Raw genomic sequence first — 23,046 nt, 5'->3', positions numbered from 1 at the left:
ACTAATTAGTGGACAGTTCTCTAACTGTCTCATTTATTTTGACAATCTAACCATTTCTATACTATACTAACCAACTAATTTCATTAAATCACAATTATAAACAACAAATATAAACAACAAAGATGTTAAAATTACTCAAGTTATATTACATTTATATGGCGGTGAATTAAGATAACTTCCGGTAGTATCACCCACCAAACCATATTCCAGATTGACAATTGACTACTCACTAACGAATAATGACTATAATTTTAACCAATGACGACGGTATTGATGCACCGGGTATTGCAGCTTTATTTAAAGCCGTAAGCGGTAAATATGACAGGACTAAACTGATTATTGCTGCACCACAATTACATCAATCAGGCTGTGGACATCAAGTTACTACCCATCAGCCAATTAACGTCGAACGTCGTTCTGATTTGGAGTATGCAATAGGGGGAACTCCTGCTGATTGTATCCGAGTTGCCGTATCACATATTGTGAAAGATGTCAAGTACGTAATCTCAGGTATTAATGCTGGTGGAAACTTAGGAGTTGATGCGTATATTTCCGGTACTGTCGCTGCTGTCAGAGAAGCAGCAATACACGGTATCCCAGGAATTGCTGTTTCTCACTATCGTCGCGGCAATCTCGATTATAATTGGGATGCGGCCACTAAATGGACTTCCGAATTATTAGAGAATTTAATTCAACTGCCTCTAGAACCCGGATGTTTTTGGAATGTTAATTTACCCCATTTGTCACCAGAGGAGGCATTTCCAGAGGTGATATTTTGTCAACCTTGTACAAAGCCTTTACCTGTTAACTATCGCATACAGGATAATGATTTTTACTATACAGGAGACTACGGAAACCGAGAGCGAACTCCTAACAGTGATGTTGATATATGTTTTTCTGGAAAAATTGCTGTGACAAAGTTAAGAGTTTAACATTAGCTTTTAACATTAACTGTGGTAATTATTCATCTGAATTTTGCAGTAAAGATAGGAGTCCATCTAAAGTTTGTGACAACTGAGTGATTGCTCGTATTGACTCCTTATGAGAGTCGCCCAGACTTTGGACAGCGTCACACAAAGCGAAAATCTGATAACTTTGCTGCTCTACTTGTTTTCCTTGGATTTCTAGTTGTAAACTCAGGGAATCTACTCTTTGACCAAGACGTTCAATTGTTTCAGTTGTAGACAGTACAGCGTCTCCAATTTGTTCAACAATAGATTCTAACCTGCTGACTTTGGTTTCTACTCCAATTGCAATCATTTCTGGCTTGCTCCAATTTTGAGAAAAAATCATTACAGTGATATTCCTATATATTCGGCCAACAGTGAAGTCGTCAGCATTATTAGGACTTAAACAGAATATAGCTAACAGTCAGGTGTAGCTATAAGCCTTATTATTACCTAGGGGTAATTCATGAATTACCCTTACTTTCCTTCCGTTTTACGTAAGTCCTGATTATTAAGAGAATGCTTGGGAAGTGATAAAATCTACCCAAAATATCTCTCCAAACCCTGAGTATTTCTTTTTCTGGAGTTTTCTTATTAGTAATATAACCACTAATTATTCACAAAATCAAGCTATTTTAGTTCAATGGAGTAGTTCTTCTACAAGATGTTGATTCCATAAAATTTTGTAAAGTCCAGGCTGTTCTACAAGTTCTGAGTGATTACCGCTTTGGACGATTTTACCCTGCTCCATGACCAAAATTCGGTCAGCGGTGGCCGCTGCGGAAAGTTGGTGAGTAATGAAAATCACAGTTTTTCTTTTTGTCCCCGTGGAGAGATTAGCCAGAATTTGTGTAGCAGTTTGATTATCTACACTGGAAAGGGCATCATCTAAAAGCAAAATTGGGGCATCAATTAACATAGCTCTTGCTAAAGCTGTGCGTTGTCGTTGTCCACCTGAAAGGGTAATACCGCGCTCTCCCACAATGGTTTCGTATTTTTTGGGAAATTTCCCGATTTCCGAGTCAATTTGCGCCATTTTGCCCGCGTAAATTACATTTTCTTCTGGGGCTAGGGGGTCGCCATAACGGATATTATTTTTGATGGTGGTACTGAATAAAAAGCTATCTTGAGGCACGTAAGCGATGGCTTTTCTTAAATCACTCACAGCGAGTTGAGTGATATCCCAGCCATCTAAAAATAATTGTCCGGGCTGAATATCTAATAATCTAGGGATAGCATTGGCTAAAGTTGATTTTCCACAACCCACAGGACCGATAATGGCGACTATTTCCCCAGGGGCAATGGTAAAATTGAGATGATCTAAAGCTGGAGTATTAGCGCCGGGGTAAGTGTAATTAAAATTTACTGCTGTTAGTTCTCCTTGAATATTACTGATTTCAATATTTTGACTATTAGCTGTGTCTTGAATTTTGGGGGTTACACTCAGAATAGCCTCTAATCGGTCAATACTAACTTCACCTCGTTGATAAGCAGTAATGGTAAATCCTAATAAAGCTGTGGGGAAAACTAAACGCTCTACATAAATTAGTAGCGCCAAAAAATCCCCAATTGCTAGAGAACCAGTAGATATTCGTGCTGTACCTAACCAGATGATTATTAAAGAACTGAGACTAGCTAAACCACCAATGAGAGGAAATAGAGTGTTGCGAGTTTTAGCTAATTGCAGATTAGCAGTTAATAGCTGTTGATTTTCCCGATTAAAAGCCTGACGCTCATTTTTTTCTTGGGCGTAAATTTTAATGAGAGTAATACCGCTAATATCTTCCCGGACAAGTTCGCTGATATTTGCAAGTTTTTCCTGGACAGCGGTTTGTTCGTCACGCAGGCGATCGCTAAAAAAATGCACCACGAGGAACATGAGAGGATAAACTGCTAATGATGCCAATGTCAGGTCTACGCTCAAGGATAACATGACTGGTAACGTTAGAGCGTAGGCGAACATGGTATTTGCCAAACTCAAAACAGCAAAGCCTAATAATCGTCGAATATTATCTACATCACTAGTGGCGCGACTAATTAAGTCCCCAGGGGTATTAAACGTAAAATAAGCAGGTTCTAATCGGAGTAAATGTGCAAAAATCCGCTGTTTGAGGTCAAATTCTACCTGTCTTCCCACACCAAATATCCAAATACGGGAAGCCATTCGTACCATCCACATAGCGGAACTCAGTAGAGAAATAATCACCACGTAATGTATTACCTGGTGAAAACTCAAACTCGTTGAATTTGAAAGTGTATCTACTCCAGAACTAATTAACAAGGGAATATATACCCCCAGTGCATTGACGACTAATAAGGCGATAATACCTGATATAGTTTCCCGCCAATAGGGACGTAAATAATTAGCGATTTTAGCAAGTCTGTGCGATTTGGCCATGCCAGCAATTGATGATTAATGATTAATCTGTTTCCACCTTCATCCCCTAACCCCAGTCACATTTTAAACATGATCACGGGCGACCACGCAAGAAAACATAAATTTGGTTGAGATAACTTTCCCATACTTGGGTAGTAAGTTGCAGAGTTTCTGCACTAGGGACAAAATCCTCTACCCGTAACCCACGGTTTCTGATTTCTTGGGGATTTTGGAGTAGATAGGAGGGAATGTTCCCATTCATACTATTGAAAGCTATAATGGGGGAATTGATCTCTCCCTGATGTAGGATGATATCTGGCTGAATATCTGAGATACTAGGACTAGTATTGACTGGAGCTAAGGCTACTAAAGCAGATGAAGAAGATTGGTAATTGAGATTAGTACCCTCCACTGTAGCAATTGGTGATCTAACTAAGAAATAAGCGATCGCTGGTGTACTAGATAAAAGTAAAATACCTAAAGCCCATCCTAGTAAGTAACCGCCCGGTTTGTCTATGCCCCCCCCTTTGATTTTTTGAGCAGCGAAACATAACATTAAAACCGAAGCGCCCAAGGGCTTGAGGGGAAAGGATATAAACCGCCACAAAGAAGATACTGCTGGTTCATTGGGATTAAGAAAAGCCAAGGCTAAAACAACAATTACCAGCCCTAAAATGAATCTACCGACGAAAGTTCCTGTGGGATAGAATCTTTGAAACAAGGAATAGGCTACAACACCAATTAAGAGCCATAGCAAAACCCGGCTTAACAACTGAAACATAAGTTAACTCTCTAATTTTTTAGGTAAGTAAGCCCATAGGCTACAGCAAGTGGATTAATTTTATCGTCAAGCTGACTTCAAAATACCCCATACCTGACACCCAAAGATTACCGTCGTAGTGATTTTAGTGCAATTTTTTGACACTGGGTGTATTATTACCAATTTTCTGGAAAGAATTTTAGCAAAAATATCCGTATATGAAGTTTGGATAGTGTTACTAATGTCTAGTGATAAGGGATGCTCACCCCAGAGGAGTTAAACTGATTTCGTTTATATAGGAATCCGGTTTGATTCTGTGAATTTACTTTTGTGGTCAGGGAACTCTTAACTGGGAACAGGTTTTGGGGAACTTTACTTTTCGTTACTTATGTCGGTTTTTTCCCGTTCACCTACTTACAACAAATATTTACAACAAAAAAGAGGTGGGGTATCTTTATTAGTTTAAGTGAAAATTGGAGTGATTTTTATCAACTGACTTAATTGATAATATCTATCTAATTACATACAAATATAATCAGACCTTTGATGGAAGGTCTTAAGCATAAAAATATCTAATATGAATCTATTACAACAGAACAGCTAGAAACTAAAAATTCAACTTTACCAGGTTCTAATGTTGAGAATAATCAATTGAACTTAATCGCTTAATGGGTAGTCAATGACATCGAACAATGATGAAATTTGCAGAAAAAAAGACTTTAAACCCGGAAAAAAGCTAATAAATTGGAGAGGAAAAAATTATGACTCTTTTAAAAATTAAAGAATTTGATCCAAATTATCGTGATAGTTTTGAAGGCAAAGACATCAAAGGCATGGGTGTCTATGTAAGTGTAGATGAAAAGATTGGTACAGTCAGTGACATTTTAGTAGATGAAAAAGGACATTTCCGGTATTTTGTTGTTGATTTAGGCTTATGGATTTTCGGTAAAAAGGTTTTATTACCGGTTGGTCGTTCACGAATTGATCATACCTCTGAACGGATTTATACAGTGGCAATGACCAAGCAACAAGCGGAGAATTTACCTGAATTTAACGAACACAAAGAAATTGATTATAACTATGAAGAACAAGTAAGAGGAGTATATCGTTCGGAAGCATTCTTAGAAAGTTCTGGTGCTATGGATACAGCCTCCTCTAGAACTACTGGAGCTACTATGGTAACACCTATAGCCCCACCTCAAAAGTCTGGTAATGGCAATGGCTATGACTATCAACAAGAACCGGCTTTATATGCCCTGAATGAGCAAGATCATCAAACGTTCAAACTATATCAAGAAAGATTAATTGCCAATAAAATCCGCACGAAAACGGGAGAAGTTATTGTTGGTAAACATACAGAAACAGAAAAAGCGCGGGTTTCTGTACCAATAGATAAAGAACGAGTTGTAATTGAAAGAATAACTCCTACAAATGCGGGAGAAGCAGTTACTTTAGGGGCTGATAGCTTTGGGACAACAGAAGTAACTCATATAAATGTTTATGAAGAAACTGCGGACATTCATAAAGAAGCCTTCTTACGTGAAGAAGTCAGAGTTGATAAAGTTGTAGATCACGAAACCATTGAAGCCGAAGAAACTCTGCGTCGAGAAGAATTAGATATTAACACCCAAGAACATCCGCATGTGGAAAGGAGATAAAACCCAGATTTCAGATCATTCCTTTAATAAATTAATTACCAACTAGTTACCAATTTATAAATGAGGGAGCAAAATTTAATGATATTACTTCAAGCATTTCACAAATTTTTTGTCACCATTACTTTAGTTTTATTTTTGGTAACTTCCACAGGTTTTGCTGGTGAGGATAGTTTGGCTACAACTTTGTTGACTCAACCAAATAGCCTAACTCAAATTGCAAGCATGAATCGAGTGGAAGCAACAACTAAGAATATTGAAGGTAAAATCCAGGAAGCTATTGGTAATTTTAGAGGAAACAAAAAAGATCAATTTATGGGAAACGCAAAGCAAGCGGAAAGCAAGGTTCGTAATGCAGTTGAAGATATAAAAGATGGGAATTGGAAACAAAAGTCAAAACCAGTCACAAAAGATATTGAAGCTAAAACCGAAAAGGCAATAGACAATAGTATTGTTAATCCTAATTACCTACCTGGGGGAAAAACTAAGGATACGAAAAGCGAATCTCGTAACCCCGCAGATAAAATGAAAGATCAAATCCGCGATACTTTTAAGTAATTCTTGGTTAGGATTTATAGTTTGGGTTAACCTATGTTACCCAAAAATTTTAGGATTTGTTTAGGATTTGGTTGGGTTGTCGCTGCACCCAGCCTCCAGTTATTTTTAACATTAATTGTTGAATCAAAAATTATCTTTTTAAAAACTTGAATATTATTCCGTCTGGGTTTACAGCAGTTTTCATTTATATTAAACCAGACTTTGATTACCTTCTGGCTTTGCGTGAAACAAAAACCTTGGTTCGTTTACCTGAAAATCGCTGTAATTTAGAGGATTAAGAATGGTTAGTTTATGACGCTAGAGACTTTCAAAATCTTGTTTTTACCTTCCCCTTCCCCAGTAGGGAAGGAGTTAGGGGTTAGGTTTTTAGAGTTTTTATGTTGAACATAATACTTTTGATTACTCAGCAGGTATACGAGTTGCTTCTAGTAAGCGAGAAAAGTAGAAGCGTGTACGAGTCATAGCCTGTCTTTGCACTGCAAAGCCATTTTTTTGGAGGATTTTGATCACATCAGCTTCACGGTGTAAATAGGCACGAGTGGCTTTACTCGGTCCAGGAAAGAAACTACCGATTTTTTTCAGGATAGTCAGAAAGCAGGTTTTGGGCGCGAAACTGAGAATAATTCTTGATTGTGCTAAAGAACACAGGTGAGAAATCATTTGATCAGCTTTGTCTTGGGGGTAATGAATCAGAACATCTAAACAGATGATGGTGTGATAATTACCACTCAAAGATTCTAAATCCTGTACCGCAAAGGAGGGATTTATGGTATTAGAAAAAGCCTTTACAGCCCTGTCCTGGGCTTCTGATACCATTTTAGCAGAAATATCACTGGCATAGACTTTAGCGCCCTCCATAGCCAAGGGAATACTTAAACTACCCACACCACAGCCGGCATCACAAATTGATAATTCTGGTAAATTGTTGTCAGCTTTTAGCCAGCCCATGACATTATCCACAGTTTGCTGATGTCCAGTGCGTATGTCTAGTTGAACTTTGTTGACTTCACCATCACCATAGATGCGTCGCCACCGATCAAAGCCTGTGGAGTTGAAATATTCGCGGACTATTGTTTTATCCTCGGCTGCGTTCATAAACTCAATTGTTAATGGTTCACAATTCTTAAAATTATCGTTTGTCGGTGGATTCCCTGCTATAATGTTTGCACAAATGCAGTCGGGATGAATCAGGATTAAATTCTTAAAAAGCGACTAGCTAATTTAAGTAAATCAGCAATATCAACATCACCATCACCATCAATATCTAGAAATTTATTTAAGAACGGATTGCCACTAGATTGCAAGAAACTCAAGATTAAAGGCACTAAACTGGGTAATAATTCTTGAATTTTCTCAACATCTAAGCCGGCGACCTGGGCGGCGTTTTCAGTGACTTTTACTTGAATATCTGGAGAAAATAGGGTATTTACCGCTTCAAAATTAGGTGAAGTTCCTGCAAATTGATTGACAAAATCCTGTACAGATTCAGTTCCGTCGGTAGCTTGCTTCACCTGCAAAGATGATTGTACTTCTTTACCAACGACTGATAAAATTGATTGGATTGTGGAGGAGTCTGCACCAACGTTATTACTTAATTGTTTAACTGTATTGGCAATATTTAGCAAGTCGTCCAAACCACCACCTTGAGTGGAATTACTAACAATATTTAGTAAGTCATTCAAGCCACCGACTTGAGTTGAACTATTAACAGCCCCAAGAATTTGATCAAACAGTCCCATTGATTTTTACCCGTTATTTTTAATGTTTCTCATGATCAATTCTATAGCAGAATTGAGGATTAAGTAGTGGAATTATATGATTCTACAGCATATTTCAGGTAAATGAAAGACTATTTTTCTCTACTCTCCAAGCTGGAGAATCATCTTTGTCTAAATCGGATTTACATTAGTGTCACAAAATTATATTTTTTATATTTTTTCTTTGTTGTTTGGGCTTTAGCCCTGATTTTGTGGCGGTAGGATTTGGAAAACATGACTAAAGTTCTGACTACAGGCTAGGATATGGAAAAAAGTGCTTTGTACTTGATACTTGGTACTTTATACTTGAGAAAATTGAGCAACCCATTATATAAGTAATAAATTGATTATTCATGCCTTTGTCTCGCGTAGTAACACTGATTGTTGGTCTAATCGTCATTTTGGCGTTAACCCTATGGCTGATTGATTCTCTCTCTCGGCTGTACTGGCAGTTGTCCTATTCACCATTGTTGGGTAATTTACTATTATTACTGCTAATTTTCTTGATTGGTGGTTTAATCGCCGCCTTTGTCTATTATGTACTAGTGCTGCGAAAAGGAGAGGAAAAATCCCGACGACAACGCCAAAGAGTGACTCCAGCCCAAATTCCCGCCGCTAAATCTGATGCAGCTTCTTCTACTTTACAAGCAGTGCGTCAACAAGTAGCCCAAATTCAAGATGAGGTGACACGCCAAGCTTTACTCAGTCGCACTAGGGACATTGAGGCTAATTTAGCTAGGGGGGAAATTCAAGTGGTTGTCTTTGGTACAGGAAGCGCCGGCAAAACTTCCCTAGTTAATGCCATTATGGGGCGGATAGTGGGTGAAGTCAACGCGCCTATGGGGACAACTCAGGTGGGAGAAACCTATTGTTTACGGTTGAAGGGTTTGGAACGGAAGATATTAATTACCGATACTCCAGGGATTTTAGAACCAGGGGTAGCGGGTACCGAACGGGAACAACTGGCTAGGGCTTTGGCCACGGAAGCCGATTTACTGTTATTTGTGGTAGATAATGATCTACGCCGTTCTGAATATGAACCACTGCGGGGGTTGGCGGAAATTGGTAAGCGATCGCTTTTAGTGCTAAATAAAACGGATGTATATACTGATACTGATAGGGATGTGATTTTGGGGAGATTGCGGGAGAGAGTACGTAGTTTTATTGCTACTAATGATGTGGTAGCGATCGCTGCTAACCCGCAAATAGCTAAGTTAGAAACCGGCGAAACCTGCCAACCAGAACCAGATATTATACCTCTGTTGCGGCGCATGGCCTCTATCTTACGGGCTGAAGGTGAGGATTTAGTGGCGGATAATATTCTCTTACAATCTCTGCGCTTAGGAGAAGAAGCCCGCAAACTCATAGACTCCCAGCGTCGTCGTCAAGCTGATAAAGTCATCGTCCGTTATCAATGGATTGGGGCAGGTGTGGTTTCTGTGACACCATTGCCAGTAGTAGATTTACTGGCAACTGCTGCTGTTAATGCCCAAATGGTAGTAGAAATTGGTAAGATATACGGTTGCGATTTAAACATGGAAAGGGGTAAAGAATTAGCCCTATCTTTAGGAAAAACTATCGCTGGTTTAGGTATCGTCAAAGGGGCAATTCAATTATTATCAACAGCTTTACAACTCAATGTAACTACTTTTATTGTCGGCAGAGCAATTCAAGGTGTAACAGCCGCTTATTTAACCCGCATTGCTGGGAAAAGCTTTATTGAGTATTTTCGTCATGATCAAGATTGGGGTGACGGGGGAATGACAGAAGTAGTACAACAGCAGTTTCAAATTAATCGTCGAGATGAGTTTATCAAAGTTTTTGTTCAAGAAGCGATCGCTAAAGTCGTTAAACCTTTAACTGATAGCTTTACAGACAAAGAAGAATATAAGTAAAAATATTGACGTTATAAATTACATATAAGTTACATTTTTAGATTTTGGCATTTTGGCATTTTTTTGATTTGTTGCTTTGCTATGTTAGGTACGCGAATGTCTTTGTGCGATAATTCCGACTTGCAGAATCCCTCGGTTTCTAACCGGGGGTCTTTTTTTAGAATATAGCACAAGGCAAGAGGAACTCATGCAACGGTGAAATACTTATTATTGTTATAGGGCAAAATGCCCGCACTCAAAGGGTTTAATTTTTTATGTTTGTACCTCATTTAATGATATGACCGTATATTAAGTTACTAATTATCCCGGAATTGAATACTGGTGTATAGCTACCTTTCTGGATTTTTTAAAATATTTAAAAATCTTTCCAACTTCTTTACTTTTACTTCCTATAGTTAAAAATAAGCAAGAAAACAATCTTGCACAAAATCAACATCAGAAAAGATAGAACAGTGAAAACTACAACTAAAGCAATTTTTAGTTTAGGTTTAATTAGTTTCCTAATTTTGGGTGGAGTGTGCCAAAATGCTTTTGCAGTTGGAGCTAAAGCTAAAGCTAATAATTACCAGCACTCACTTACCAGGAAACACACAGGAAGCCACAAACGTAAGCGAGTTCATGTTAAGAAACATTCTTCTTCAGTTAAACGTACTCTAGATAAAAAATAATTTTGTCTCGACTTTTAGTGTTTCACACCTGACAATTTTACACAAAATCAACGACGGGAAATATAGAACAATGAAAACTACAACTAAAGCAATTTTCAGTCTGGGTTTAATCAGTTTCTTAACTTTAGGTGCAATTTCTCAGAATGCTTTTGCTGCTGATGCTAAACCTAGTACACCCCAAGCAACTACAACTACTAATCCACAATCAAAGCCTTCAACCCCCGTATCAAGTAAAAAACCTAAGTCACGAAAAACTGGAAAAACTGGAAAAACTGGAAACACTGGAAAACCTAGAAACTAATTTTTCTCTGATTGCTTAAATTTTCACATCATATTTGGATTATCCTGTTAAATATATGTAGGGTGGGCAATGCCCACCCTACACTGATTAAAATTTTTGAAATATCATTTTTGAAACTATTTGGAACCCGAATAATTTGATAGTAAGCGGACAGTAAAACAACTACCAACCCCTAATTCACTCTTAACAGTAATTAGTCCACCATGTTTTTTAGCAATAGCTTGAGCAATAGCTAAACCTAGTCCAGAACCACGACAATTATAACTGCGAGATTCATCGGCTCGCCAAAATCTATCAAAAACTTTTTCTAAATTATCTGGAGAAATTCCTATACCCGTATCTTTTATACTAACGTAGATATGAGAGCCTTTACTAGAAGTTATAATGTCAATTATACCTTTTATAAAGGTATAGTTAATAGCATTTTCAAGCAAATTAGTAAATAATCTTTTTAACTGTTCACAATCACCAAGTATATATATATCTTGGTCTAGTTGTAATTTTATCTTAATTTGTTTAGCCTCAGCTTGAGGTTTGTATAGTTTATATAAGTTATCTAAAATTTCTCCTAAATTAACAAAACTTGGATCTTGATTGGGGATGATATCAGTACGAGCTAGAAACAATAGATCTTCTGTTAAACTAGACATTTGTTTTGTCGCACTAAGAATAGCTTGAAATTTTTCTAAATCTGTTTCTCGAATTGCTTCTGGATATTTAATTGCTACGGAAGCATTACTTTTAATTGCCATTAATGGACTTCTAAGTTCATGAGAAGCATCAGCAGTAAATTGTTGAAGTCTTTGTAAACTTTCTTCAATTGGTTGCATAGACTGTCGAGTTAACCATACTCCACCAATACCGCTAATAAGTAGAGCAAAAAAAATTCCTCCTCCTAAACCCCAGTCAAGTTTACTTAAAGTTTTGTTGAGATTTTCTAGTGATTCACTAGCTCTCACATATCCAATTAGTTTACCATTTTCACTACTGATTACTGGTAATGTAATAACTATAATCGGATTTTTACCTGATTGAATTTGTTTTTTTGCATGAGGATCAAGAGGTAAATTTGGTAAATTTTCACCTTTTTGTTGCAGAAAATTTCGTTTTTGGTCAAACCATTGTAAACCTTGATGACGATTGGTAATATCTTGAATAGGAAAATCATTATCTAATTTGATTTTACCATTAGTATATTCTGAACTACCAGCAGCACCTCCCGCTAAATCAATTAGTTTATCGGTAATTTCTTGTTCCAGACTTTGAGTGACAAAAATCCTGACCGCTAAGGTAAATACTCCTAATACTGACCCAAATACTAATAAATAAGAAAATAATAAGCGATATTTAATTACCCACAACATTAGCTTTTTCCTAAACGATATCCTATTCCGTAAACAGTTTCAATAATTTTTTCAGATGCGCCAACAGCTTTTAATTTTTTACGTAAATTATTGATGTGAGTTTTAACAGTATCCTCACCTGAAATTTTATCAAATTCCCATAATTTCTCCAAAAGAGATGTGCGAGTTAAAACTTGCTGGGGATTTTTCATGAAATATTCTAAAATCATATATTCTTTAGGTGTTAATAATAGAGTTTGACCTTGATAGCTAATATGATAACTACCAGGATCTAATTCTAATTTACCATAAACTAATATGGGGGGACGAACTTCTAAATTTCGGCGAGATAAAGCTCGTACTCTGGCTGTTAATTCTTCTAAATCAAATGGTTTAATTAAATAATCATCAGCCCCTGCATCTAATCCAATTACTTTGTCTGCTGTAGTATCTTTAGCTGTGAGCATTAAAATCAGGGCATTATATTTAATGGTTCGTAAGCGTTTACATAAACTAATGCCATCTAATTTTGGTAGCATTAAATCTAATAATATTAGATCATATTGTGTTGATTGACTATATTCCCAGCCTTCAATTCCATCTTTAGCAATATCTACAACATAACGTTGATGTTTTAAATCTTCCGCTAAGGGTTTAGCAATACGTTCGTCATCTTCTACAAGTAATATTCTCATATTAATTGTTAGTGGATAGGTTTCTGAATCTAATTAAATATAACCCAGATTAAGTGATTTTACTTTGCTGAGGAAAAATTAATCCTTTTTGCTGAAAAAGCCGCAAGATTAGCTCTATGCTACACCAAGTTTGACAGCTTGTCTTTTGACATGAACCTCATGGTAAGAGATGAAAAATAGAATACTTCCCCAATTTCCATAATTAATATGCTAGACTTGTCACTTATAATACTCCTAGGTTTCCTAGGTAGTTTTGGACATTGCTTCGGAATGTGTGGACCCTTAACAGTAGCCTTTTCCCTTTCCAAGCAGCAAGAAAATCCGAGTTGGCAACAACAATTAAAATTTCATACTTTACTGAATTTGGGGCGAATGTTGAGTTATACTGTAGTCGGTGCTGGCATTGGCTCACTAGGTTCAGTATTAGTAGAAGGTGGACAACTAGCGGGAATTGGTAGTAATTTGCGGCATTGGATAGCCATAATTACGGGTACAATGCTGATTTGGTTTGGTTTAGGACAAATTAAACCGGGTTTTTTACCGCATATTCCCCTGTTACACCCTCTATTAAAAAGTAACTTACACAACCGAATCAGTGCGTATATGATGAAGTTATCTTCACAAACTCAATGGTGGACACCAGCACTTTTGGGTATGACATGGGGACTGATGCCATGTGGTTTTTTATACGCAGCCCAAATCAAAGCGGCGGCTACGGGGAATTTGTGGCAAGGTGCAGGGACTATGTTAGCTTTTGGGATTGGTACACTACCCACCATGGTGGGTGTGGGTGTTTCTACGGCATTAATTAGTAAAGATCGCCGTAGTCAATTATTCCAGTTGGGTGGGTGGGTAACTTTGATTATTGGTGTTATTACCCTACTGCGGACAGGAGACACCATGACAGACTATAACGGCCACGCTGCTCTAATTTGTTTAATTCTGTCCTTGATTGCTCGGCCTGTCAATAGTTTTTGGTCTGCACCACTGCGTTACCGTCGGGCTTTGGGAGTTGGGGCTTTTGTGCTATCTGGGGTACATACTATTCATCATCTTCAACACTCCCTAAACTGGAATTTCACTGCCTTTTGGTTTTTACCGTTAGAATTTCAATGGGGAATGGGTGCTGGGGCTGTAGCATTAGTATTAATAACTCCCGCTGCTTGTACAAGTTTTGATTTTCTGCAAAAGTCATTAGGTAAATATTGGCGGCAAATTCATCTTTTTAGTGTACCAGCTTTATTATTAAGTGCTATTCATACGGTTTTAATGGGTTCTCATTACTTCCAAAATCAATTAACCGTCATTTTGTTGGGGATAATTACCTTTGGTGTTTTATTGGTACGTTCTCGATATTTTTGGATATATTTAGGGTTAGAAAGGTTTTATGTTCCTCCCAAGAAATCGCGGTAGATTAAAGATCTTCACTATTTTTGCTGGTCACGAAAGCAAAATAAAGTATCTATTATTATTGGTTTTATCTAGTTTAATAGTCACTAAAAATACTCAAGTTTTAGCCCATACAGTAAAAATATCAGCAGACGTAGGTGGTACTGTCCACTTAGAACCTAATGATAGTCCCCGCGCTGGAGAAGTTACTCCAGCTTGGTTTCTCCTGACCCGTAAAGGTGGTCAGGTAATTCCTTTAAAAGATTGTCATTGTCAATTAGCTATTTATGCTGAACCTCATGTCACAGGAGAACCGGCATTAATTCAACCTCCATTAAAACCCATTCAGGCTGAACGGTATCAAGGCATACCAGGAGCAGAATTTATTTTTCCTAAACCAGGTGCTTATCAGTTGCAATTGAGTGGTACACCTGTGACTGCCGGGAGTTTTCTACCTTTTGAGTTAAAGTTTCTTGTGACTGTGGCTACGGGAAAGGTTGTTAATACTCCTCAAGGGGTACAGAATGGGACTTCAAAGCAGGAAGGGAGAACAATTGGGTTAACACAACCTTTAATTTGGTTAGGAATTTTGTTGATATCTGGAGGAATTGTCATTTTTTTGGTGTCTTTGTGCTGCTAAACTTTCGACTATGAGAATCCTCTGCTGTTGATAGAATGATGTAAAATTGGCAAGAATCCAACATATTCAAAACCTAACAAACAAGAGAAAACAGGACGAGATATAGGGTGACAACCTGATGTTTATGCTAAACCTACCATTGGTAGCAGATTAACAGAATTGTGATTTAGTCTTTGGATAAATTCCTGAGTTAGTTTTACCATAACATCATGAATATCACCATATTTTTGTTTGTATGTTAGCTGCATACTGAAATCTAAACTTTCCGCAATTTTCGCTCTTTCTGGGATTTTATTAGAGAAAGTTGGTGGGAAAAAAGGATTGACAATAATAAAATTCAAATTCTGTGTTTGAGAAACAGTACCATTATAACGAGAAATTAGAGTTCCTATGGGGTTGAGGTCATGTTGATAATCTTGATTAAACTTCTCAATCTGTTTTAGTAATAGTTCTAAACCGTGAATTGACATTCGGCTGGGAACACAGGGTATAATACAGTAATCACTGGCATAAAAGGCACTTTTGATAATATTATTAATACTGGGTGGACAATCTATTAAAATGTAGTCATATTCTGTTAATAATGGATTGATAATTTGACGTAAAATTGCCACAGAAGTTTCTGGAAAATCTTCCTGAAGTTCAAATAATTTGGAACTACTAGGAATTAGATGTAGACTCTTAAAAGAGTTTTTATTTCTGACATTAGAAACTTCTTCTTTGACGATAAATTTCTGATAATTACCATCGCTTAAAAAATGGTCAGCATTTTTAAATAAAAAGGGTAATGTCAATCCTAGATAATTATATTGCCATTCCCAGACCTGTTCAGACATTAAGGCGGTAGTTAAGTTACATTGAGGGTCTAAATCAATAGCAAGAACCCGCTGACCATACATGGTATCCCCTGCTAAATACTCTGACAAGGCCATAACGATGGTAGTTTTACCAACTCCACCCTTGAGATTACAAACACTAATTACTTTAGCTGTCATATTTTTTTCGTAGATGCTGTACTTATGGAAATTCTATTATATTTTGACCGAAAATAGTGTGAAGGCAACAGGTTAATTTTTCATATTGTAGTTATGGACTGTGAAAGCAACATCTTACTTAGGCAATGATTGCAAAAAATTAATTACCTATCCTGAAAGCTTCTAAATATAAATACGTAATTAGGTGGTTTTTTAAAAAATGATTTAGTTAAAATAGAACCTGATTAGGTACTGATAAAATTTTTGAATTACCAACCTGACGATAATTTATTTAATAGTAGTAACTACAACCGTATTTATTAAAAATAAATCAAAAATGCTATAAAATTGAAATTAGATAAAATCTATTTCTTCTAGCAATGATTATTAACAGTCCAATAGATAAAAGTTGGCATGGAAAACTTAATTTAGTCTATGCTAATTGCCAAAATTCCACTCAATTAGTTTACAACCACCATCAAGCACCTTTTAAGGTACAACGACCCTTTTACCCGGAAGGAGAAGAAATTTGCCATACAGTGATTTTACACACGGCTGGGGGCATTTTGGGGGGCGATCGCCTGACATCTGATATTCACCTCCAACCCCAGACAAACGCCTTAATTACCACCGCAGCCGCAAGTAAAATATATCGTAGTCAGGGCTTACCAGCAAGACAAATTGTCAATATCCAAGTTAATGATCATAGTCATTTAGAATATTTACCCCAAGAAACTATTTTATTTAATGGGGCAATTTATCGCCAAGATTTGCGGGTAGAATTAGGTAAAAATGCCAATTATTTAGGCTGGGAAATTATGCGATTTGGACGCAGTGCTAGAGGTGAAAAATTTTTAGGGGGAGAGATGCGATCGCACACAGAAATATGGCAAAATGATATACCATTATGGATTGATAGACAAATCATCCCTGGTAATGAAGAAGTATTTTACAGTCCTCACGGGTTAGCAGGAAACCCGGTTGTTGGGACTTTGGTTTGGGTAGGAAATTCCGTTTCTGGAGAAATGATTGACAAAGCCCGTTCTTTAATCATTGAAAATAATTTTTCTGGAGTAACTCGCTTACAACAGGGATTTTTATGTCGCTATCGTGGTCATTCTATATCAGAAGTGAGAAATTGGTTTACAAATATTTGGCAAAGTTTACGAATAAATTATCAAAATCGTGGTAATTGTATTCCTAGAGTATGGCAAATTTAAACCAACCACTTCAAGTACAGAGGAAACAAAAATGCAGCTTACACCCCAGGAAAAAGATAAATTATTAATTTTTACCGCTGCTTTAGTCGCGGAAAGAAGGAAAAATAGAGGTTTAAAATTGAATTATCCTGAAGCAGTGGCTTTGATTTCTGCTGCTATTTTAGAAGGTGCAAGAGATGGTCAAACTGTGGCAGATTTAATGAGTTATGGCACGACTTTATTAACACGAGATGATGTTATGGAAGGTGTACCAGAAATGATTGATGATGTTCAGGTAGAAGCCACTTTCCCTGACGGAACTAAGTTGGTAACTGTACATAATCCCATTCGTTAGAAAAGATTAAAATAGGAGAAAGTACAAATCTAGGAAAAACAACATGAGATTAACATCAATCAATATTCAAGGTTATCGTCCTTTTAGAAATTTTGAAGCACAGTTACAAACACTAGAAATTATTGTTGGTGCTAATGGTGCTGGGAAATCAAGTTTATTTGAATTTCTCAAATTTTTGCGAGATAGTCTTTATTATGATATCCCTCCAGAAATTATTTCTGGTTCTATTGGTCAGCAGATTTTTCATATTCCAGGACCAGCTAAATTTGAATGGAATATAGAAATTGATACTAGTCTTCCAATTGGTATTAGATATTTAGGAGAACTTATGGGTCCGGTTGGTCGAATTCAAGTTTCCTATGAAAGAGTAGAATCATCTAAGCCTTTTGGTAACACACACAAGACTCCATACATATATATGGATATTCAAGGTAATAAAGGAGTTGTTCAAGATCCAAAAACCAAAAAATTTACAAAACAAGAAATTGCATTAAAACGACTTAATCAGCTTGCTTTAAGTGCAATGACAAATCCATCACTGGAAGCTTTATATAACTTACGTGAGTATATTCTTGATTGGAGATTTTATAGTTCTTTCAACATCGCAAATCAGAAAATTCGTCAATCAGTTCCCATTGAACAAGAACCAATTTTACATGAATTCGAGAATGTGGTAAAAAGTATGATGGTCGTTTAGATGCACCAAAAATATTAGCAAATGCAAGATATCAAGATATAGCCGAACTATGTCCTCAAGCATTTAAACCATTTGTCCAATTCTTAGAAAATTTGTAACTTAGGAGAAATGAGATTATGATCCCCGGAGAAATTATTACCCCAGTAGGAGAAATAGAATTAAATGCAAATCGTCCAACTACTAAATTAGTAGTAGCAAATACAGGAGATAGACCAATTCAAATCGGTTCACATTTTCATTTTTACGAAGTTAATAGTTTTCTACATTTTGATAGAGAAAAAGCGCGAGGAATGAGATTAGATATTCCCGCAGGTACAGCAGTCAGATTTGAACCGGGAGACGAAAAGGAAATCACATTAATTCCTCTAGTTGGTAGCCGCCAAATCTATGGCTTTAATAACAAAATTGACGGAAATCTGTAAATTTTTTCTGCACCGGAAACGTGATCAAAAAAGGATAAAAATATGTCATACAAAATGAACCGCCAAGCCTACGCCGAAACCTACGGACCAACAGTAGGAGACAGAATTAGATTAGCAGATACAGAATTATTTATCGAAGTAGAAAAAGACTTCACAAATTATGGAGATGAGGTGAAATTTGGCGGCGGAAAAGTGATTAGAGATGGTATGGGACAATCCCCAATTTCTAATAGTGATGGTGCTGTAGATTTAGTGATTACTAATGCTTTAATTCTCGATTGGTGGGGTATTGTCAAGGCAGATATTGGGATTAAAAATGGTAAAATTTACAAAATTGGTAAAGCCGGAAATCCCTATATTCAAGATAATATAGATATCATTATTGGACCAGGAACGGAAGCTTTAGCCGGAGAAGGAATGATTCTGACTGCGGGAGGAATTGATACCCATATCCATTTTATCTGTCCCCAACAAATTGATGTAGCCATTGCATCAGGTATTACGACGATGATCGGTGGTGGTACAGGACCAGCTACGGGAACAAATGCCACAACTTGTACTCCAGGACCATGGAATATTTACAGAATGTTGCAAGCGGCGGACGCTTTTCCTGTTAATTTGGGATTTTTAGGAAAAGGTAATACTAGTCAACCTCAAGGACTGATAGAACAAATTGAAGCGGGGGTAATAGGGTTAAAACTCCATGAGGACTGGGGAACAAATCCTGCAACTATTGATACTTGTTTAACGGTGGCTGATGAATATGATATACAAGTAGCAATCCATACGGATACGTTAAACGAAGCTGGCTTTGTGGAAGATACAATTGCGGCTTTTAAACATCGTGCTATTCACACTTACCACACCGAGGGGGCTGGAGGAGGACACGCACCGGATATTATTAAGGTTTGCGGACAAAGTAACGTTTTACCCTCTTCTACCAACCCTACCCGTCCTTACACCGTTAATACCCTAGATGAACACTTAGATATGTTAATGGTGTGTCATCATCTTGATCCCGCTATTCCTGAAGATGTATCTTTTGCTGAGTCTCGTATCCGTAGAGAAACTATTGCTGCTGAGGATATTCTGCACGACTTAGGCGCGTTTAGTATGATTGCTTCCGATTCCCAAGCGATGGGGCGCGTTGGTGAGGTAATAATTAGAACTTGGCAAACTGCCCATAAAATGAAACTGCAACGCGGAAGCCTTGGTAAGGATAGCAATGCAGACAATTTTCGAGCAAAAAGATATATAGCAAAATATACTATTAATCCAGCGATTACCCATGGAATTTCTGAATATGTGGGGTCTGTAGAAGTGGGAAAGTTAGCGGATTTATGTTTGTGGAAACCTGCTTTTTTTGGTGTCAAACCGGAAATTGTCATTAAAGGTGGTATGATTGCTTGGTCACAAATGGGCGATGCTAATGCTAGTATTCCTACACCCCAGCCTGTTTATATGCGCCCCATGTTTGGCAGTTTTGCTGGTGCGAGAAATGCGACATCATTAACTTTTGTGTCTCAAGTAGCTTTAGAAAGAGAAATTCCCCAACAATTAGGATTGAAAAAGTTAGCAATTGCTGTTTCGGGAACTCGTCAATTAACTAAAAAGGATATGAAATTAAATGATGCTTTACCTCTTATGGAAGTAGATTCGGAAACCTACGAAGTTCGCGCAGATGGTGAATTATTAACTTGTGAACCGGCGACAGTTTTACCTATGGCACAAAGATACTTTCTGTTTTAATTTATGTCAGAATCCTCTTAGAAAGCGGTTTGAGTCGGCAAGATATTAGACAATTATTCCGGTTTATTGATTGGATAATGGTCTTACCTGAAGAATTGGCAATTAGTTTTAAAACAGAAATCAAAAGTTACGAAGAGGCTAGAAAAATGCGCTATGTAACCAGTATTGAAAGATTAGCTAAACAAGAAGGAATTGAGGAAGGTCTGCAAGAAGGTCGTCAGTTAGGAGTCATTCAAAGTAGTCAAGATAGCGTGATTGAAGTCTTAGAAACAAGATTTGGTCAAGTACCAATAACTATTATTAATGCAGTGAATAATATCAATGATTCATCTGTTTTGAAAACACTCTTAAAAAGAGCAATTTCTATTCCTTCACTGGCTGAGTTTGAGCAATTATTACCATAGAGTTTAAATGTTGTTATTAATGCAGTAAAAAACATCTGCATTAATAATAATTTTTCTAGAATTTCCGAATTTTATCACCTAGTTATCAACAAAAAATGCTTACTACCGAACTATCAAAACCCCTGGATATTATCAGTAAACAAAGGCAGTTTTTCCAAACGGGTAAAACTAAAGATGTAGCTTTTCGGATTTCTCAATTAAAAATCCTCAAACAGTTGGTAATTGAGAATAAAGAGGGAATTATCCAAGCATTAAAAGCAGATTTACATAAACCAGAATTTGAAAGTTACGCTACAGAAATCGGTGTTAATAAAGAAATTGATTATGCCCTCAAACATATCAATAACTGGACAAAACCGCGAAAAGCAGCCGTTCCTCTGGACTTATTCCCCTATTCCGCTAAGATATGTCCAGAACCATTGGGAGTAGTATTAATTATTGGTCCTTGGAATTATCCCTTTCAATTAATCATATCACCTTTAGTTGGTGCGATCGCTGCGGGAAATTGTACGATCATTAAACCTTCAGAACTTGCACCCCATACTTCTGATTTAATCAGCAAACTGATTCAAAAATACTTTCCTCCTGAATATATTACCGTCATTCAAGGAGCAGTAGAAACCAGTCAACAGTTACTAGCCCAAAAATTTGATCACATCTTTTTTACTGGTGGTACAGCCATTGGTAAAATTGTCATGGAGGCTGCTGCAAAACATCTGACTCCAGTTACTTTGGAATTAGGGGGAAAAAGTCCTTGTATTGTTGATCATGACATTAATTTAGAACATACCGCTAAACGGATTACTTGGGGAAAATTTATTAACGCTGGACAAACTTGTATTGCACCTGATTATCTATTAGTAGATAAAAAAATTAAACCAGATTTAGTCGCTGCTTTACAAAAATGTCTCAAGGAATTTTATGGTGAAAATCCCGCTACCAGTCCTGATTATGCCAGAATTGTTCATCAAAAACATTTTGATAGATTAGTTAATTTACTCCAATCTGGTAAAATCATTATTGGTGGAGAAACTCAACCAGAAGAACTTTATATTGCTCCCACCTTGCTAGAAAATGTTTCTTTAGAAGATCAGGTAATGAAAGAAGAGATTTTTGGTCCAATTTTGCCCATCATTGAATATACAGATATTAACGAAGCCATTACCCTAATTAACTCCAGACCAAAACCCCTAGCTTTATATTTATTTTCCGAAAATAAAGACCTGCAAAAACGCATTTTACAGGAAACATCATCTGGTGGGGTATGTATTCAGGACACAATAATGCAAGTTGCTGTTTCGTCTCTACCATTTGGGGGTGTGGGTGATAGTGGGATGGGTTGCTATCACGGTAAAGCGGGTTTTGATACTTTTTCTCATTACAAAAGCGTTTTACAAAACTTCCTGCCTTGGGATATAAATTGGCGATACGCACCCTATAAAGGTAAAATATCACTTTTGAAACGGATTGTTGGTATTTGAGAACAAATAAACCGCATTTACCCTAAAAACCATAGATTTCGGGAATTGGGGTCATAGAAAAGTCATCTGCGGTTAATTATTCGGAAGATCCTAGAGCAATGAGGATTTTCTACCAATCCTCATCTATACTCAAAATGGCTGAATTATTTGATTTTACAGATAGGGTTTTAGCTGTGCTAAAACCCCACAAATCTAGATTTTTCCTAATCTGGTAAAAATGCAAATCTCAGCCGTTACGAGTATAAATTTATCACAAGTCTCTATGATATATTAGGGAATTATGCTTTAAGATTCTTCAGTTTCTTCTTCCTGGTCGGTTGGATAGACGAATTTAGAACGGCCACTTAAAATGGATTTACCGAGGGAGATAGCTTTTTGGGCTTCAACAGCAGCCTTGTGTCTCCAGGTAGCGCGGCGTTTATCTCGTTTAGATTTTGATGTTTTCTTCTTAGGAACAGCCATGACAGCGGATATTGTAATTCTTGACAACCTTCCTATTCTAAGCGATCAATTAACATCAGGCACTATCAAAAGAACTGAATAATTGAATAATTGTTAAAATCGAGTGCAAATATTTTATAAATATTTTTTAGTGTAAAAAATAACTTATGTTATAAATCACTTAAAATTATATAAACTATAAAACGTAAGTTAGCTTTATAGTAAAGGTTCGTGCTGACAGCAATTTCAGGCCAACAATAGCCGATAAAGACGGGATGGTAAATTACTGCGCGATCGCCATTGGCATTAATCAGTATCAATTATTTCAACCTCTAGGTT

The 23,046-nt window shown here is 36.9% G+C and carries 27 protein-coding genes; 17 read left to right on the top strand and 10 right to left on the bottom strand.

Features of this window, described 5'->3' with window-relative positions:
- Nucleotides 1-239 precede the first annotated feature (239 nt).
- A complete protein-coding gene (gene surE / locus ACIR310F_RS0107505; protein WP_028083289.1) occupies nt 240-932 on the top strand; it encodes a 5'/3'-nucleotidase SurE in 693 nt (230 codons plus the stop codon).
- A gap of 28 nt (nt 933-960) precedes the next feature.
- On the opposite strand, the gene ACIR310F_RS0107500 is transcribed toward surE, so the two are convergent.
- The 3 genes from ACIR310F_RS0107500 to fraI all read right to left on the bottom strand — a co-directional run bounded on the left by ACIR310F_RS0107500 (nt 961) and on the right by fraI (nt 4,105).
- The gene (locus ACIR310F_RS0107500; RefSeq protein WP_196803183.1) at nt 961-1,260 is read right to left on the bottom strand and encodes a hypothetical protein; all 300 of its coding nucleotides are present in this window, start codon (nt 1,258-1,260) and stop codon (nt 961-963) included.
- Nucleotides 1,261-1,587: 327 nt separating this feature from the next.
- Nucleotides 1,588-3,345, bottom strand: coding sequence for an ABC transporter ATP-binding protein (locus ACIR310F_RS0107495; protein WP_028083287.1), 1,758 nt, complete (start codon nt 3,343-3,345; stop codon nt 1,588-1,590).
- Nucleotides 3,346-3,418: 73 nt separating this feature from the next.
- Complete coding sequence (gene fraI / locus ACIR310F_RS0107490; RefSeq protein ID WP_028083286.1) at nt 3,419-4,105, bottom strand: septal nanopore formation protein FraI; 687 nt, start codon at nt 4,103-4,105, stop codon at nt 3,419-3,421.
- 309 nt (nt 4,106-4,414) lie between these two features.
- On the opposite strand from fraI, the gene ACIR310F_RS25355 reads away from it, so the two are divergent.
- The 4 genes from ACIR310F_RS25355 (at nt 4,415) to ACIR310F_RS27295 (ending at nt 6,575) form a co-directional block, all read left to right on the top strand.
- Nucleotides 4,415-4,585, top strand: a complete 171-nt coding sequence (locus ACIR310F_RS25355; RefSeq protein ID WP_155963672.1) for a hypothetical protein — start codon at nt 4,415-4,417, stop codon at nt 4,583-4,585.
- Between the two features lie 260 nt (nt 4,586-4,845).
- The gene (locus ACIR310F_RS0107485) at nt 4,846-5,742 is read left to right on the top strand and encodes a DUF2382 domain-containing protein (protein ID WP_028083285.1); all 897 of its coding nucleotides are present in this window, start codon (nt 4,846-4,848) and stop codon (nt 5,740-5,742) included.
- 78 nt (nt 5,743-5,820) lie between these two features.
- On the top strand, nt 5,821-6,297 hold the full coding sequence (locus ACIR310F_RS27560) for a CsbD family protein (protein ID WP_028083284.1): 477 nt from the start codon (nt 5,821-5,823) through the stop codon (nt 6,295-6,297).
- Nucleotides 6,298-6,443: 146 nt separating this feature from the next.
- The gene (locus ACIR310F_RS27295; RefSeq protein WP_269208345.1) at nt 6,444-6,575 is read left to right on the top strand and encodes a hypothetical protein; all 132 of its coding nucleotides are present in this window, start codon (nt 6,444-6,446) and stop codon (nt 6,573-6,575) included.
- 121 nt (nt 6,576-6,696) lie between these two features.
- Here ACIR310F_RS27295 and bchM read toward each other — a convergent pair whose 3' ends face one another.
- Both bchM and ACIR310F_RS0107460 read right to left on the bottom strand, forming a co-directional pair.
- Nucleotides 6,697-7,392 carry a magnesium protoporphyrin IX methyltransferase gene (gene bchM / locus ACIR310F_RS0107465; protein ID WP_028083283.1) on the bottom strand — a complete coding sequence of 232 codons (696 nt, stop codon included), beginning with the start codon at nt 7,390-7,392 and terminating at the stop codon, nt 6,697-6,699.
- A gap of 98 nt (nt 7,393-7,490) precedes the next feature.
- Nucleotides 7,491-8,036 carry a DUF937 domain-containing protein gene (locus tag ACIR310F_RS0107460; RefSeq protein ID WP_028083282.1) on the bottom strand — a complete coding sequence of 182 codons (546 nt, stop codon included), beginning with the start codon at nt 8,034-8,036 and terminating at the stop codon, nt 7,491-7,493.
- Between the two features lie 371 nt (nt 8,037-8,407).
- On the opposite strand from ACIR310F_RS0107460, the gene ACIR310F_RS0107455 reads away from it, so the two are divergent.
- From ACIR310F_RS0107455 to ACIR310F_RS0107445, 3 genes are all read left to right on the top strand, one after another.
- The gene (locus tag ACIR310F_RS0107455) at nt 8,408-9,949 is read left to right on the top strand and encodes a YcjF family protein (protein WP_028083281.1); all 1,542 of its coding nucleotides are present in this window, start codon (nt 8,408-8,410) and stop codon (nt 9,947-9,949) included.
- 452 nt (nt 9,950-10,401) lie between these two features.
- On the top strand, nt 10,402-10,617 hold the full coding sequence (locus ACIR310F_RS0107450; RefSeq protein ID WP_028083280.1) for a hypothetical protein: 216 nt from the start codon (nt 10,402-10,404) through the stop codon (nt 10,615-10,617).
- A 70-nt stretch (nt 10,618-10,687) separates the two neighbouring features.
- Entirely contained in the window at nt 10,688-10,918 is a 231-nt protein-coding gene (locus ACIR310F_RS0107445; RefSeq protein ID WP_028083279.1) for a hypothetical protein, read from the top strand.
- Nucleotides 10,919-11,034: 116 nt separating this feature from the next.
- Here the strand turns inward: ACIR310F_RS0107445 and ACIR310F_RS0107440 are convergent, their stop codons facing one another.
- The gene (locus ACIR310F_RS0107440; RefSeq protein WP_028083278.1) at nt 11,035-12,282 is read right to left on the bottom strand and encodes a sensor histidine kinase; all 1,248 of its coding nucleotides are present in this window, start codon (nt 12,280-12,282) and stop codon (nt 11,035-11,037) included.
- The gene (locus ACIR310F_RS0107435; protein WP_028083277.1) at nt 12,282-12,956 is read right to left on the bottom strand and encodes a response regulator transcription factor; all 675 of its coding nucleotides are present in this window, start codon (nt 12,954-12,956) and stop codon (nt 12,282-12,284) included. Before ACIR310F_RS0107435 ends, ACIR310F_RS0107440 begins: the two co-directional genes overlap by 1 nt.
- Before the next feature lie 207 nt (nt 12,957-13,163).
- On the opposite strand from ACIR310F_RS0107435, the gene ACIR310F_RS0107430 reads away from it, so the two are divergent.
- Both ACIR310F_RS0107430 and ACIR310F_RS0107425 read left to right on the top strand, forming a co-directional pair.
- Nucleotides 13,164-14,369 (top strand): urease accessory protein UreH domain-containing protein, encoded by a 1,206-nt coding sequence (locus ACIR310F_RS0107430; RefSeq protein ID WP_028083276.1) that lies wholly within the window; start codon nt 13,164-13,166, stop codon nt 14,367-14,369.
- A complete protein-coding gene (locus ACIR310F_RS0107425; RefSeq protein WP_155963670.1) occupies nt 14,344-14,985 on the top strand; it encodes a hypothetical protein in 642 nt (213 codons plus the stop codon). The genes ACIR310F_RS0107430 and ACIR310F_RS0107425 overlap by 26 nt, the downstream gene beginning before the upstream one ends.
- A 122-nt stretch (nt 14,986-15,107) precedes the next feature.
- Here ACIR310F_RS0107425 and ACIR310F_RS0107420 read toward each other — a convergent pair whose 3' ends face one another.
- On the bottom strand, nt 15,108-15,980 hold the full coding sequence (locus tag ACIR310F_RS0107420; protein ID WP_028083274.1) for a ParA family protein: 873 nt from the start codon (nt 15,978-15,980) through the stop codon (nt 15,108-15,110).
- A 359-nt stretch (nt 15,981-16,339) separates the two neighbouring features.
- Between ACIR310F_RS0107420 and ACIR310F_RS0107415 the strand changes: the two genes are divergently transcribed.
- From ACIR310F_RS0107415 to ACIR310F_RS0107385, 7 genes are all read left to right on the top strand, one after another.
- Nucleotides 16,340-17,179 carry an urease accessory protein UreD gene (locus ACIR310F_RS0107415; RefSeq protein WP_028083273.1) on the top strand — a complete coding sequence of 280 codons (840 nt, stop codon included), beginning with the start codon at nt 16,340-16,342 and terminating at the stop codon, nt 17,177-17,179.
- Nucleotides 17,180-17,210: 31 nt separating this feature from the next.
- Nucleotides 17,211-17,513, top strand: a complete 303-nt coding sequence (locus tag ACIR310F_RS0107410) for an urease subunit gamma (protein ID WP_028083272.1) — start codon at nt 17,211-17,213, stop codon at nt 17,511-17,513.
- A 43-nt stretch (nt 17,514-17,556) separates the two neighbouring features.
- Nucleotides 17,557-18,210 carry an AAA family ATPase gene (locus tag ACIR310F_RS0107405; protein ID WP_028083271.1) on the top strand — a complete coding sequence of 218 codons (654 nt, stop codon included), beginning with the start codon at nt 17,557-17,559 and terminating at the stop codon, nt 18,208-18,210.
- A 116-nt stretch (nt 18,211-18,326) separates the two neighbouring features.
- Complete coding sequence (locus ACIR310F_RS0107400; RefSeq protein ID WP_028083270.1) at nt 18,327-18,632, top strand: urease subunit beta; 306 nt, start codon at nt 18,327-18,329, stop codon at nt 18,630-18,632.
- 42 nt (nt 18,633-18,674) lie between these two features.
- Entirely contained in the window at nt 18,675-20,381 is a 1,707-nt protein-coding gene (ureC, locus tag ACIR310F_RS0107395; protein WP_028083269.1) for an urease subunit alpha, read from the top strand.
- 29 nt (nt 20,382-20,410) lie between these two features.
- Nucleotides 20,411-20,785: a hypothetical protein gene (locus ACIR310F_RS0107390; protein ID WP_028083268.1), complete on the top strand. Its 375-nt coding sequence runs from the start codon at nt 20,411-20,413 to the stop codon at nt 20,783-20,785.
- A 95-nt stretch (nt 20,786-20,880) separates the two neighbouring features.
- Entirely contained in the window at nt 20,881-22,266 is a 1,386-nt protein-coding gene (locus tag ACIR310F_RS0107385; RefSeq protein WP_028083267.1) for an aldehyde dehydrogenase, read from the top strand.
- Between the two features lie 285 nt (nt 22,267-22,551).
- Here the strand turns inward: ACIR310F_RS0107385 and rpmF are convergent, their stop codons facing one another.
- Nucleotides 22,552-22,728: a 50S ribosomal protein L32 gene (gene rpmF, locus ACIR310F_RS0107380; protein ID WP_028083266.1), complete on the bottom strand. Its 177-nt coding sequence runs from the start codon at nt 22,726-22,728 to the stop codon at nt 22,552-22,554.
- A 149-nt stretch (nt 22,729-22,877) separates the two neighbouring features.
- On the bottom strand, nt 22,878-23,027 hold the full coding sequence (locus ACIR310F_RS26090; RefSeq protein ID WP_196803182.1) for a hypothetical protein: 150 nt from the start codon (nt 23,025-23,027) through the stop codon (nt 22,878-22,880).
- Nucleotides 23,028-23,046 lie beyond the last annotated feature (19 nt).

It is taken from the genome of Dolichospermum circinale AWQC310F (assembly GCF_000426925.1).
In the GTDB taxonomy this organism is placed as follows: domain Bacteria; phylum Cyanobacteriota; class Cyanobacteriia; order Cyanobacteriales; family Nostocaceae; genus Dolichospermum; species Dolichospermum circinale.
This window is presented reverse-complemented; position numbering and strand designations above follow the sequence as displayed.

Coding starts and splice junctions, on each gene's coding strand:
- bchM (WP_028083283.1), bottom strand. CDS start 7,392: ATGAACGCAGCCGAGGATAAAACAATAGTCCGCGAATATTTCAACTCC.
- ACIR310F_RS0107420 (WP_028083274.1), bottom strand. CDS start 15,980: ATGACAGCTAAAGTAATTAGTGTTTGTAATCTCAAGGGTGGAGTTGGT.
- ACIR310F_RS0107495 (WP_028083287.1), bottom strand. CDS start 3,345: ATGGCCAAATCGCACAGACTTGCTAAAATCGCTAATTATTTACGTCCC.
- ACIR310F_RS0107460 (WP_028083282.1), bottom strand. CDS start 8,036: ATGGGACTGTTTGATCAAATTCTTGGGGCTGTTAATAGTTCAACTCAA.
- ACIR310F_RS0107410 (WP_028083272.1), top strand. CDS start 17,211: ATGCAGCTTACACCCCAGGAAAAAGATAAATTATTAATTTTTACCGCT.
- ACIR310F_RS0107385 (WP_028083267.1), top strand. CDS start 20,881: ATGCTTACTACCGAACTATCAAAACCCCTGGATATTATCAGTAAACAA.
- ACIR310F_RS0107425 (WP_155963670.1), top strand. CDS start 14,344: ATGTTCCTCCCAAGAAATCGCGGTAGATTAAAGATCTTCACTATTTTT.
- fraI (WP_028083286.1), bottom strand. CDS start 4,105: ATGTTTCAGTTGTTAAGCCGGGTTTTGCTATGGCTCTTAATTGGTGTT.
- ACIR310F_RS27560 (WP_028083284.1), top strand. CDS start 5,821: ATGATATTACTTCAAGCATTTCACAAATTTTTTGTCACCATTACTTTA.
- ureC (WP_028083269.1), top strand. CDS start 18,675: ATGTCATACAAAATGAACCGCCAAGCCTACGCCGAAACCTACGGACCA.
- ACIR310F_RS0107415 (WP_028083273.1), top strand. CDS start 16,340: ATGATTATTAACAGTCCAATAGATAAAAGTTGGCATGGAAAACTTAAT.
- ACIR310F_RS0107440 (WP_028083278.1), bottom strand. CDS start 12,282: ATGTTGTGGGTAATTAAATATCGCTTATTATTTTCTTATTTATTAGTA.
- ACIR310F_RS0107430 (WP_028083276.1), top strand. CDS start 13,164: ATGCTAGACTTGTCACTTATAATACTCCTAGGTTTCCTAGGTAGTTTT.
- ACIR310F_RS0107485 (WP_028083285.1), top strand. CDS start 4,846: ATGACTCTTTTAAAAATTAAAGAATTTGATCCAAATTATCGTGATAGT.
- rpmF (WP_028083266.1), bottom strand. CDS start 22,728: ATGGCTGTTCCTAAGAAGAAAACATCAAAATCTAAACGAGATAAACGC.
- ACIR310F_RS0107405 (WP_028083271.1), top strand. CDS start 17,557: ATGAGATTAACATCAATCAATATTCAAGGTTATCGTCCTTTTAGAAAT.
- ACIR310F_RS0107435 (WP_028083277.1), bottom strand. CDS start 12,956: ATGAGAATATTACTTGTAGAAGATGACGAACGTATTGCTAAACCCTTA.
- ACIR310F_RS0107455 (WP_028083281.1), top strand. CDS start 8,408: ATGCCTTTGTCTCGCGTAGTAACACTGATTGTTGGTCTAATCGTCATT.
- surE (WP_028083289.1), top strand. CDS start 240: ATGACTATAATTTTAACCAATGACGACGGTATTGATGCACCGGGTATT.
- ACIR310F_RS0107500 (WP_196803183.1), bottom strand. CDS start 1,260: ATGATTGCAATTGGAGTAGAAACCAAAGTCAGCAGGTTAGAATCTATT.
- ACIR310F_RS0107400 (WP_028083270.1), top strand. CDS start 18,327: ATGATCCCCGGAGAAATTATTACCCCAGTAGGAGAAATAGAATTAAAT.
- ACIR310F_RS0107445 (WP_028083279.1), top strand. CDS start 10,688: ATGAAAACTACAACTAAAGCAATTTTCAGTCTGGGTTTAATCAGTTTC.